9 protein-coding genes are annotated in these 12,248 nt (G+C 42.5%); 4 read left to right on the top strand and 5 right to left on the bottom strand.

Annotated features, from left to right (window positions below; genetic code table 11):
* Positions 1-142 precede the first annotated feature (142 nt).
* From PSYCG_RS06195 to PSYCG_RS06175, 5 genes are all read right to left on the bottom strand, one after another.
* Positions 143-613 (bottom strand): acyl-CoA thioesterase, encoded by a 471-nt coding sequence (locus tag PSYCG_RS06195; protein ID WP_020443435.1) that lies wholly within the window; start codon positions 611-613, stop codon positions 143-145.
* Positions 614-710: 97 nt separating this feature from the next.
* Entirely contained in the window at positions 711-2,405 is a 1,695-nt protein-coding gene (locus tag PSYCG_RS06190; RefSeq protein ID WP_020443434.1) for a fatty acid--CoA ligase, read from the bottom strand.
* A gap of 50 nt (positions 2,406-2,455) precedes the next feature.
* Positions 2,456-3,658 carry a 3-oxoadipyl-CoA thiolase gene (locus PSYCG_RS06185; protein WP_020443433.1) on the bottom strand — a complete coding sequence of 401 codons (1,203 nt, stop codon included), beginning with the start codon at positions 3,656-3,658 and terminating at the stop codon, positions 2,456-2,458.
* A gap of 81 nt (positions 3,659-3,739) precedes the next feature.
* Positions 3,740-5,350 carry a 3-hydroxyacyl-CoA dehydrogenase gene (locus tag PSYCG_RS06180; RefSeq protein ID WP_144061757.1) on the bottom strand — a complete coding sequence of 537 codons (1,611 nt, stop codon included), beginning with the start codon at positions 5,348-5,350 and terminating at the stop codon, positions 3,740-3,742.
* Positions 5,351-5,439: 89 nt separating this feature from the next.
* Positions 5,440-6,216, bottom strand: coding sequence for an enoyl-CoA hydratase (locus PSYCG_RS06175; protein ID WP_020443431.1), 777 nt, complete (start codon positions 6,214-6,216; stop codon positions 5,440-5,442).
* Positions 6,217-6,528: 312 nt separating this feature from the next.
* Here PSYCG_RS06175 and PSYCG_RS06170 point away from each other — a divergent pair, with 312 nt between their 5' ends.
* The 4 genes from PSYCG_RS06170 to PSYCG_RS06155 all read left to right on the top strand — a co-directional run bounded on the left by PSYCG_RS06170 (position 6,529) and on the right by PSYCG_RS06155 (position 12,225).
* Positions 6,529-7,683, top strand: coding sequence for an acyl-CoA dehydrogenase family protein (locus tag PSYCG_RS06170; RefSeq protein ID WP_020443430.1), 1,155 nt, complete (start codon positions 6,529-6,531; stop codon positions 7,681-7,683).
* Positions 7,684-7,792: 109 nt separating this feature from the next.
* Positions 7,793-9,058, top strand: a complete 1,266-nt coding sequence (locus tag PSYCG_RS06165) for an MFS transporter (RefSeq protein ID WP_020443429.1) — start codon at positions 7,793-7,795, stop codon at positions 9,056-9,058.
* 197 nt (positions 9,059-9,255) lie between these two features.
* A complete protein-coding gene (locus tag PSYCG_RS06160) occupies positions 9,256-10,101 on the top strand; it encodes an IclR family transcriptional regulator (RefSeq protein ID WP_011513564.1) in 846 nt (281 codons plus the stop codon).
* 447 nt (positions 10,102-10,548) lie between these two features.
* The gene (locus PSYCG_RS06155) at positions 10,549-12,225 is read left to right on the top strand and encodes a hypothetical protein (RefSeq protein WP_020443428.1); all 1,677 of its coding nucleotides are present in this window, start codon (positions 10,549-10,551) and stop codon (positions 12,223-12,225) included.
* Positions 12,226-12,248 lie beyond the last annotated feature (23 nt).

Raw genomic sequence — 12,248 nt, 5'->3', positions numbered from 1 at the left:
AAAGACAACTTTTTGATATAAAGCATGATCTATACATTCCTTGTATTGTTTGAAAATTCCTTTAAATGCCTATCGCTACTGTATTTTGTTACTTCATAAATACCAGTACTATCTCCTTGTACAAAAACACATGTCTCCTACTTTATTGAACCCTTTCAAAATCACTAATAGCGGCTTTTTTTGTGTCATCGATATTTTTCTTTTGTCCAGTGGCTTTATCAAGATATACCAGTACTGACTCACCGATAGCAACGATAGTATTCATAGCAGTACTATAATAGGTGTACTCGTGAATCAAGCTGGCATTGCCAATTTTCTTAATTCGAACCCCAATCCATAAGGTATCGGGGTAGACCACTGGTTTGAAATATTGACAGGATGATGCTGCCATGACTGAAAAAGTCTTTTCATTGAATAGATTTAATTGGCTGTTATAGTGAATACGAGCATTTTGGGCATAAGTGTAATAGACCACATTATTGACATGACCAAAAGAATCCATATCGCCCCACTCTACTTGTTGAGAGTAAATAACCGCAAAACCATGCATAGGATGGTTATTGTCTTTATTAAGCGTCTCTTGTATTTCTGGTAATTTTGCTAAAGCTTTCATAGTTATCTCGTCTAGTCACGCCAATGAACATACCTACTCAAATTCTCAGTAAGCTGCATTGACTGTTTTTTTGCAGTCACTAATAAATATGTTTGGATCAGATTAATTTTTCTGCATACATCATCCGCATTTTTTTCTTATCAAGCTTACCCACACTGGTCTTCGGCATTTCTACTAAGAATTTTATTTCACTTGGCACGCCATACTTTGGTAAATAGCCTTTTTCAACTGCTTGATGACCCAATGCTAAAATATCCTCGGCTTTAATATCGGTATGATCAGGTTTCAGGACCACTAACGCTAGAGGACGTTCGCCCCATTTTTCATCCGCTACGCCAATAACGGCCACTTCAGCAACGCAAGGATGGAATGATAAAATATTTTCGACTTCAAGCGAGGATACCCATTCGCCACCTGACTTGATGACATCTTTGAGCCTATCCGTAATTTTGAGAGTACCATCAGCGGTAATGCAGGCAATATCTTGGGTATGCATCCAGCCACCGCGCCATAACTCATCGCCAGCATCTGGATTCTTAAAATAACTTTGGGTCAGCCAAGGTGCTCGAACGACGAGTTCGCCGGTCGACTCACCATCCATCGGTAAAGATTTGCCGTTCGCATCCCAAAGCTCCATCGATACCAGCATAATTGGTGAGCCAGAAAGACAACGATAATTAATCTCTTCTGTCGTCGTCATAGCACTTGTCTGATCGCCGAATGCCATTCTGGCAAGGACAGGACAGGACTCTGACATTCCAAACCCCGAGATAAACTCTATGCCACTTTCAATAGCGGCTTCAGCTAGACCTTCGTTTAATTTGGAGCCCCCTACTGACAATTTAAGACCGTTAAACTTGCGTCCTCGTGTTGCCATTTCTTTGATTAACATTTGTAAAATGGTTGGGACACCATGTGATAGCGTTACCTTATGCTGTTCAATCAAGTCAACCAATACTTCGGATACATAGCGCCCTGGATACACTTGTTTGAGCCCTATCATGGTTGCCCCATACGGCCAGCACCAAGCATGCACATGGAACAATGGCGTCATCGGCATATAAACATCATTGTAGCGAGCACCTTGACCTTCGGCACTAAGTGCAGATGCTAGCGTACTCGATAGAGTCTGTAATACGATCTGTCGATGGGTAAAGAAAACTCCTTTTGGATCTCCCGTTGTACCACTCGTATAAAATGTGGTAGCGATGGTATTTTCATCGAAATCTGGAAAATCAAACTCATCACTGGCCGCAGCTAGCATTGCCTCATACTCACCTTCGACATAATCTGGCATATTGGCTTGCTCAGTTTTTGTATCGTTTTCACCATATTGAACGTCATCCAGCCAAATAATTTTCTCAATAGAAGGGGCTTCATGACGGTAGTTTTTAGCCATTGGCTCAAACTCAGCATTAAGTAACAAGGCTTTTGGTTTAGAATGATTGATGGTATACAGCACTTTATCTTCAGCCAAGCGTACATTGACCGTTTGCAAAATCATTCCAGACATAGGCACAGCAAAGTACGCTTCAAGGTAACGATGACTGTCCCAATCCATAACAGCAACCACATCACCTGCTTGCAAACCCATATCTTTGAGTACGTTTGCCAAGCGATTAACACGCTTAAAAAATTCAGCGTACGTATAAGTAACCTTATCCGCATAACTAATGGTTTGATCTTTAGAGGCGATTTTTGCACGGTTTAGTAGCTGTTTGATAATCAAAGGAAAACCATAGGCTTCTTGAGCTTGCTGGTAATCCTCATGTTGGTTAAGTATCGTAGTCATTATGGTCATCCTTGATAATAAAATAGTATGGCGATGTTAATTCGGAAAAATTAAACTCGTTCAATCACCATGGCAAGCCCTTGCCCAATGCCAATGCATAAACTGACCACCGCGTATTTTTCGCCCGTACGCTGAAGCTCGCGAGCGGTACTTAATGCCAGTCTTGCGCCTGATGCACCCAGCGGATGCCCAACAGCAATTGCTCCGCCGTTAGGGTTGACGCGCTTGTCATCAAAATCAATCTCTAGACCTTTGAGGCAGCCAAGTACTTGCGAGGCAAACGCTTCATTAATCTCAATAATGGACATATCATCAAGTGTCAAGTCAGCACGTTTCAACGCCAGTTTAATGGCTTCCACAGGGCCTACGCCCATAATATTCGGCTCAACACCCATAGCACCAGACGAAAGAATCTTGGCAATAGGCTTAAAGCCTAACGTTTCCTCTGCTTGCTTTGACCCAATAATTAACGCCGCTGCGCCATCATTGATACCTGACGCATTACCTGCTGTGACGACACCTTCGTTGTTTAAAGGCTTAAGTTTTTGTAATGCCTCAACAGTAGAGCTGGCACGAGGATGCTCATCTTCCGCTATCGCCTTTTCGGGTAATTTTTTACCTTGCGATACCATAATTGGCGTTATTTCATCATTGAAGAAACCAGCTTTTTTTGCCGCTTGGTATTTGGCTTGCGAAGCCGCTGCGAATTTGTCTGCTTCTTCACGAGTGATACCATATTTGCGAGCGACGTTATCGCCTGTTTGCGGCATGCTATCGCTGCCAAACTGTTTTTCGATAATAGGATTGGGGAATCGGCTGCCAATAGTCGTATCAAATACTTTAAATTCACGACTAAAAGGCTGCTCAGTCTTAGCAAAGACAAAAGGTGCGCGGGTCATGGACTCAACGCCCCCTGCTAGAAATATATCCCCCTCATGACAAGTAATACTATGAGCCGCATCGATAATGGTCGATAGTCCTGAAGCGCATAAGCGATTGACGGTTTGACCGGGTGTTTTGACATCTAACCCTGCCAATAACGCAGCATTGCGAGCGATATTGCGTGAGTCCTCACCAGCTTGATTGGTATTACCGATCAGCACTTCATCAAAGATATCATTAGGTAATTGATGCTTTTCGACCAAAGCTTTCATTACTGTCGCAATCATGTCATCAGGACGAACGGTGGCTAATGCGCCTCCATGGCGACCAAAAGGGCTTCTTAATCCGTCATAAATATAGGCATCTAACATAACTTTTCCTTGTTGTGTTTTGAGAGTTTGTCTTATTAAAATATAGGGTTTAGCAAAATTGCTAGGTTGTTGGTATTAATATTAATAATTAGTTTGCTGAGTAAATAGTGAAATACCTAGCGTGGCGCGGCGTTGTAACCACGGGCTTGGGCGATAACGCGGATCACCTGTTAACCCATAAATACGCTCTAAGATAAGTAAGATTCTCTGAGCCCCAAGCTCGTCCCCCCATGAAATAGGACCATATGGATACCCTAATCCAAGCTTGACGGCATTATCGATATCTTCAGGAGACGCAATACCTTGCATCGCAATATCACAGCCTAAATTAATCACCATAGCCACGACTCGCTGCGCCACAAACCCAGTGCTTTCAGTGATCAGTGTGGCATCAACAGCAACCTGTGTAATGGCTTTGTCCTCAACTAAACGGTTATCTGTTTTTCTACCAAATAAAGAATAAGCTTGTGCAATAAAGTTATCTTGCGTGACGATACTTGGCATCAAGGTACGATGCTTAGATAAGTCAGTCAGCATATCAATAGCGACTGCTTGGTTAGGATTGACTTGATAGCGGATAGCAGCATTGGTGGTATCTTCGCCATAGATTGCCAGCAATACTAAACTGTCAAAATTTGGCTTATCATTATCGTCGATAGTAATATCGCTCGCATTTAGATAGTCAACCAGCTGTTGCTTATCTTCTGCTAGATCTGCCCCAATCCAAACGGAGAGGTTTGAAGTATCAGACCCTGTTTTAAGAACTAATGATTCAAACAATGATTGTTTAGACGTATCTGCTGACACTTTTTGACCGTCTTGTTTTTTATTTTCTGTGTAGTGATAAAAGCCTTCACCAACTTTACGCCCAAGCTTGTTACCCGTTAGCATTTGACGGGTCAAGGGATGCGGACGATAGCGGTCTTCATGATAGAACTGGTTATAAATCGACTCCATAACCGGATGAGAGACATCGATACCCGTAAGATCAAGCAGCTCGAATGGCCCCATGCGAAAGCCCGCGCCGTCACGTAAAATACGGTCGATGTCCTCGAAACTTGCAACTCCCTCGCCTAATATTTTTAAGGCTTCTGTACCGTAAGCTCTACCGCCATGATTGACGATAAATCCTGGGGTATCTTTTGCCACTACCCCTAAATGTCCCATGCGTTTGGCTAAAGACGTCAGCGTCTCAACCACTGAAGGTTTGGTAGAGATGCCCGGAATCACTTCAACGATTTTCATTAAGGGTACTGGATTAAAAAAGTGAAATCCTGCCACACGCTCTGGGTGCTCGCAATTAGAAGCAATCGCGGTCACCGCTAGCGAGGAGGTATTGGTTGCCAAAATCGTCTCGGCAGGAACAATGCTTTCTAACTGTTTAAAAAGCTGTTGTTTTATTTCTAAATTTTCAATAATTGCTTCAATAACGACATCAGCCTCGGCAATTTTGGCTATGTCTTCAATCACGGTCAGATTTTTCAAAGTAGATTGCAGCTGCTCATCGGTGAATTTACCTTTGGAGGCTAGTTTTTCGAGGGTAGCTTGAAGGGATTGGCGTCCTTGCTCGGCAGCGCCTGCTTTGGCATCAAATAAAAGCACTTGAATGCCTGCTTGGGCGGCGATTTGGGCAATACCCATACCCATAATACCGGTGCCGATAATGGCCAATGATTTAACAGTCATAATAATCCTTTATATGGTCTTGTTACTTTATGCGCTCTTGTTAAATAGTCTCGTTTTCAGGGTTGCTTAGCTATGTATCTATATGATTCAACAAGCTACTGTCCTTTATATTCAGCACGACGCTTTTCTAAGAAGGCTTTTGCCCCTTCTTTTTGGTCTTCAGTATCAAATAAAATCTGAAAGGCTTTACGTTCCAAAGCCAATGCGGCTTGTAGCGGCATGTCCACCCCGAGGTTGGCAACTTCTTTGATTTGGGTTAAGGCAATAGGCGAGTAACCCGCTAGTTTCTCCGCAATTTCGATAGCACGTTTGATAGTCGTTTCATCTTCGACTACTTCAGAGACTAGCCCCATTTGATCTGCTTCATCAGCGCTTATCATGTCGCCCGTTAATATCAGCTTCATGGCTTTATGTTTGCCAATTACGCGAAATAGCCGCTGCGTACCCCCTGCTCCTGGCATCAGCCCTATTTTTATTTCTGGTTGGCCAAACTTAGCAGACTTGCCAGCGACGATGATGTCGGCATGCATAGCAAGCTCACAGCCGCCGCCAAGGGCATAACCATTGACCGCTGCAATGATCGGCTTGCGACAATTGGTGATGGCATCCCAGTAGCGTTCGCTATGACGCAAATACACATCGACTGTTTTCGCGGTTAAAAAATCATTGATATCAGCACCGGCTGCGAACACCTTATCGCCACCTGTCAGCACAATAGCCTTGGTTTGTGGGTCATCATTTAACTCGATAAAAATCTCTGCCATTTGTTCGCGTAGTTCAGTGTTTAGAGCATTGCGAACTTTAGGACGATTAATTCTTATCACACTAACGCCATTTTCTTGTTGCTCACAAATAATGATTGGCTCTTCCATGATGCTATCCCTTAAACGGTGTCCTTAGGTAAAGTACATCAACCCTTAAAAACACCAGTAATTATGATAATTAATACCGCATAGCGATATTTAAGACCAATATATACTGTTTATTTTCCTTTGTGAAGGGTAAATCTCAGTTAAATTGAGAAATAAACCGACCATTTAAACTTTAATTTTTTAATAAATACCGCATTGCGGTTATTTAAACCAAAACTATTGTAATTTCATAAACTATCAATTATGCTGTTTGTTCAAGGCAATTATGAAGCCGCTCTCAATTTGAATATCAATTAAACAAGGAAGAATCACATGATCAGAGATAAGGACGTTCTTGACCAAATCACCGACACTATCCGCCAATTTGTGAATAACCAATTAATACCGATGGAACACTGGGTAGCAGAAAACGACCGTCTGCCAGACGATATTATCAATCAAATGCGCGAGTTAGGGCTGTTTGGACTGACTATTCCTGAAGAGTATGGCGGGCTTGGCGTTACGATGGAAGAAGAAGTCACACTGGCATTTGAATTAGGGCGCACCTCTCCTGCTTTTCGCTCATTGATAGGGACAAATAACGGTATCGGCTCATCTGGACTAGTCATCGATGGTACTGAAGCGCAAAAACAGAAATATCTACCAAGACTTGCCAGCGGTGAAATCATTGGCTCATTTTGTTTGACCGAGCCGGATTCTGGCTCAGATGCCGCTTCATTAAAGACCACTGCTATCAAGGACGGTGATACCTACATTATTAACGGTACTAAGCGCTATATTACAAATGCCCCTGAAGCTGGCGTGTTTACCGTGATGGCACGTACTGATCCGCAAAATAAAAGATCGGGTGGTATTTCAGCCTTTATCGTTGAGAGTGATACCCCTGGTATTACTTTGGGTAAAATTGACAAAAAAATGGGGCAAAAAGGTGCTCATACCTGTGACGTCATCTTTGATAATTGTGTCGTGCCTGCTGATGCTTTGATTGGTGGTGTCGAAGGTGTAGGTTTCAAAACCGCGATGAAAGTACTTGATAAAGGACGCCTACATATTGCTGCAGCGAGTACCGGAGCCGCGACTCGCATGTTGGAGGATGCATTACATTATGCCGTTGAGCGTAAGCAGTTTGGGCAGCCAATTGCCAATTTTCAGCTTATTCAAGCGATGCTCGCTGATTCGAAAGCAGAAATCTATGCGGCTAAATCCATGGTATTAGACGCCTCACGCCTGCGCGATGAAGGTAAAGATGTCGTCACTGAATCCTCCTGTGCCAAGATGTTTGCCACTGAAATGTGTGGCCGCGTTGCTGATAGAGCCGTACAAATTCATGGCGGTGCGGGTTATATTGCCGATTATGGCATTGAGCGTTTTTATCGCGATGTGCGCTTATATCGTTTATATGAAGGTACCACTCAGATTCAGCAGATTATCATCGCCCGTAATATGATTAAAGAAGTAAGTGAATAGTAGTTTGTTTGATGAGCTAGGCGATACCGGTATTTGCTAGGACGTGAATACCGTCATAAAGACACTATCAAAATAGTTTTTTATTCTCACAACGATAAGGATATGTATTGTGAAAAGTGCGGCTATAACTTCGAATCCAAGCTTAAATTCTACTCAGAAGCAACCTTGGAAACTGGCCTTTGTATTTTGTTTTTTAGTCTTGTTATGTGATGGGGCTGATATCGGTATTCTTGCCTTTACGCTTTCAAGTTTAAAACAAGAATTTGGATTGACCAATGTACAAGCAGGTGCTTTGGGCAGTTGGTCATTATTTGGCATGGCAATCGGTGGGTTCTTTGGTGGCTGGGCCTGTGATCGTTTTGGACGGGTACGGGTTATCGTGATTGCGACCGCACTCTTCTCTGTATTATCAGGTTTTAGTGGGTTTGCGCAGAGCTACGAACATTTTGTAGCATTACGATTCACCGCATGTTTGGGTCTTGGTAGCTTATACATTGCGACCAATACGTTGATGTCTGAGATGGTCCCTACCAAACATCGAACGACGGTGCTTGCGATGTTGATGACAGGGTTTACTTTAGGCTCTCTCGTTATTACGAGCCTATCTGCTTGGATTATTCCTAGCTATGGTTGGCGCACCCTATACCTCTTAACCTTTATACCTATTATTCTTGCAGTATTGATGTATTTTCTAGTGTCTGAGCCGCAGTCTTGGAAAGAGTCACGTGCCCTTAAACTTAGTGGCGCAAAGAACTCACTTCAAAAACCTGAAAACCCTTACAAAGCCATATTTGAGAATCCAAAGCATCGCATCATGTTTATTTTATGGTCTATGAGTTCAGGGCTTTTATTATTTGGTTATTTTGGCGTAAGCAACTGGTTACCGTCTTATCTAGAAACTGAATTAGGTATCAAGTTTAAAGAGATGGCTATCTATATGGCAGGTACTTATCTGACTATGATGTTTGCCAAATTAGTCGCAGGTATTGTGGCTGATAAGATAGGTCGCAAAATAGTGTTCGCCTTTGGTACGATGGGTACGGCACTATTTATACCGGTATTGGTCTACATGCATACGCCAGAAAACATCGGTTGGTTAATGATAACCTTTGGCTTCTTATATGGTATTCCTTATGCAATTAACGCCACCTATTTGACCGAAAGCTTTCCGACTGCTATTCGAGGTACTGCTATCGGTGGTGCATTCAATATCGGACGACTGGGCTCAGTCATTGCACCCGTCGCTATTGGTTATATGGCGATGCAAAATTCTATCGGCGCAGGTTTATTGCTGATGGCAGGTGCGTACTTCTTATGTGGTCTTATTCCGACGTTGTTTATTAAAGAACAACAGTATGACCCACAAAAAGCATAACATTATTCAATATATATACCGCATTGCGAAATAGCTTATAATAGCTGTGCCAAGTATTTTAAATGCACCTTTAAGATAGTATGGTTAAAGGTGCATACTATTATTAGCCCAAAGTAATTTATTCTGATAATAAAGTACGATAAGCAGTGTGTTGACCATTACGTTTGTATTAACTTAATTGAGAATAAAAATAATATATGACAACTAAAAACCTTATTACTGAAGGCTCGGCTAACACAACACATATCGAACTGCTAGAGCCGATTGCAGAGATGCGCGATAAAAATGATCGGCAGTTCGTCACCGCGTTGGCGCGAGGGCTAGAGCTACTTCGTTGTTTTACCCCGCAGCGTCCTTATCTTGGTAATCAAGACTTAAGTCAATTAACAGGACTGCCTAAAGGCACGATTACGCGTCTTACTTATACTTTAGTTAAGCTCGGCTATTTAAAGCAATCAATAAATAGTAGTAAATATCAATTGTCTGCCGGTGTCTTAGGGTTCGGCTATACGATGATGGCGAACATCTCTATCAACAATCTAGTAACGCCGTACATGGAAGAATTAGCAGAATATGCAAATAGTGCTGTTGCCATGGCCACTCGCGATCGACTAACGATGGTATATTTGAATGTGGTGCAAGGTGATGGCACTACGACTATGCGCCGTAATGTCGGTTCATACTTGCCTATTCACTTAAGTTCGATGGGCAGAGCCTGTCTAGCAAGTATGCCGCAGGCTGAGCAAGAATTTATCCTTGATGCCATTCGCACTAAGTACAAAGAGGATTGGATAAAGATTAGAAGGGGACTGGATAAAGCTTTTAAAGATTATGAAGATTATGGCTATTGCTTTTCAATTAGCGAATGGCAAAAAGATGTCAATGCGGTTGCCACTGCTTTGATGCACCCTACTGAGGGCTTACTGACTTTTAATTGTGGCGCGCCAAATTTCGTTTTGAGCCGTACAAAACTAGAGGAAGATGTTGCCCCTCGTTTACTACATATGAAAAATAGTATTGAGAGCAATCTTTACATTAGCTAGATCATTTAATTAACTATAGAGATCGCATAATTATTAACACTTTAAGTGAGTATGCGATTTTACTATTAACTCAGTATCATGGAAACATACATATAACGCAGTGGCATGATCCGCGCTTTTACCATACTTCCAGATAGTCGCCTAGTCGCTATATTTACCACCATATCATAAAGTCTTATTAAAGCTCTCCTCGCTACAGCCCTATAAAAATACTGATGGCAAATCTCTATAGGCAGCACCTCATCTGTACGCCGTCATTATCATATTTGCTGCTCTGATCCGTAACATAGCATATCTAATATACTGCCATCCTAATTTACATATTGATAATAGTTATCGTTTGTAATATTATTCGCTTAAATTATTACAGTGACTTTACTAAGTGCCCCTATCTTAGGATTGGCATCGCTACCCCTTTTATTTTATTGATCACTGATTGAGACATTTATGCGTTTATCCACTCTGACCCAAGCAGTCACTTTGATTACCGCTACTTTGATGTTGACTGCTTGTGGCGATGATTCTGATGTCAGCACAGAAATCATTGATGGGACACCGCCACTTTTGACAACGGATAGCAACTTTTCGAGTGGTTATAGCGCAGTTGCGGCCGTATTTGTCTCAGGTCAAGTGCAAGATAGCGGTGGCATAAAATCTGTGACTTATACATTGAACGGTAGAGTACCTCAATCGCTAACTATTGACACAAATGGTTATTTTAACGATCGCATCTTGTTAGATTTAGGCGAAAACAGCATTGCCTTAGCCGCCACTGACAATGCAGGTAATATCATGCGCTCAACCAAAAATATGTATCTGGGTGATACGGTGGCAGCTGGTGGCTCACATACCGCAGCCCTTCATGATGGGCAGCTCTATGGTTGGGGTCGTAATAACTATGGGCAAACAGGCACCGCATATACCTCGACATTCGCTGATACTATGGGACATCCAGAGTTACCGACACTCATGAATAATGCCCCAAAAAACCTAGTATCTATTAAATTTAATCAAAACCACTCGCTTGCTATCGACGATAAAGGTCAAGTTTATAGCTGGGGTAATGATGCTTATGGACAATTAGGACGTGGTCAGTCAAATCGTCATTCTTGTGTTAAATCCGCTGATTGTCGTCTTGATATCAGCGCGATTGCCGGTATTGATAATGCGGTTATGTTAGCGGCTGGTTATAATCATAATTTGGTGTTGACCAAAGACGGCAGCGTTTGGGCATTTGGCGCTAATGCTCAAGGGCAGCTCGGTAATAACACCGCTATAAATAGCAGCATACCAGTCAAAGTGGACTTTTCGGCGTCAGAGGGCGTCGGTCATATCATACAAGTCGTAGCCAGTAGCAGTAGCTCATATGCCTTAGATGATAAAGGTCAGGTATGGGGTTGGGGCAGCGACGCGAGCGCCAATCTTGGGCGCGGTCAAGGATGTGATAAAGCCAACAATTGCATCAATATTAATAATAAACCGTTACGTATCAATGTCATTGCACATGATTCGGCTGATAGTACTGCTCAAAGGGTAGAAAAAGAAATAGTCACTCAGCTTGCTGCTGGTAAAGATCATGTTTTAGCACTGACCAACAAAGACTCTGTCTATGGTTGGGGGCTAAATACTAGCAGCCAAATAGGCTACAACGGAATTGGCTTTAAAAATACCGCAAAAGCATGGGCAAGCACCATAACTGCGCCAACCAAATTGCCTTGGTTTGCCGGTAAAGAGGTTCGCCGTGTCTACGCCAATGGCAATGCCAGCTATGTGCTGTTGGACAATGTTGCAGCAAATAACAGTAACACCCAAGCGTCAGATGGCATCCTTTATGCTTGGGGCATGTTTGGTGAAACAGACGGCAAAGGCAAAACAAGTTATGAAAACTTAAATGAACCAACAAACAAGCTGACCAGCTTAAAAAATATCGATAATATGGCGATGGGTACAATGCATCTCATTGCACATGAAAAACCACTCAATCAGAACAATGGCATACCTTTTAAGAACGGCAATCTATTTACATGGGGCTGGAGCTTTGAGGGTTCATTAGGCAATGAAAACACCTCACATACTTGGATGTATAACTACCCTATCCCTGTAAAAATTCCTAGCCAGCTATAAGCAGTGATTATTGAGCGGCGCTC

Origin of the sequence: Psychrobacter sp. G, assembly GCF_000418305.1 — a bacterium.
Lineage (GTDB): Bacteria > Pseudomonadota > Gammaproteobacteria > Pseudomonadales > Moraxellaceae > Psychrobacter > Psychrobacter cryohalolentis.
The sequence above is the reverse complement of the archived record's forward strand: the minus strand, read 5'-3'. Positions and strand labels throughout refer to the sequence as shown.

Coding starts and splice junctions, on each gene's coding strand:
- PSYCG_RS06185 (WP_020443433.1), bottom strand. CDS start 3,658: ATGTTAGATGCCTATATTTATGACGGATTAAGAAGCCCTTTTGGTCGC.
- PSYCG_RS06155 (WP_020443428.1), top strand. CDS start 10,549: ATGCGTTTATCCACTCTGACCCAAGCAGTCACTTTGATTACCGCTACT.
- PSYCG_RS06190 (WP_020443434.1), bottom strand. CDS start 2,405: ATGACTACGATACTTAACCAACATGAGGATTACCAGCAAGCTCAAGAA.
- PSYCG_RS06175 (WP_020443431.1), bottom strand. CDS start 6,216: ATGGAAGAGCCAATCATTATTTGTGAGCAACAAGAAAATGGCGTTAGT.
- PSYCG_RS06195 (WP_020443435.1), bottom strand. CDS start 613: ATGAAAGCTTTAGCAAAATTACCAGAAATACAAGAGACGCTTAATAAA.
- PSYCG_RS06160 (WP_011513564.1), top strand. CDS start 9,256: ATGACAACTAAAAACCTTATTACTGAAGGCTCGGCTAACACAACACAT.
- PSYCG_RS06170 (WP_020443430.1), top strand. CDS start 6,529: ATGATCAGAGATAAGGACGTTCTTGACCAAATCACCGACACTATCCGC.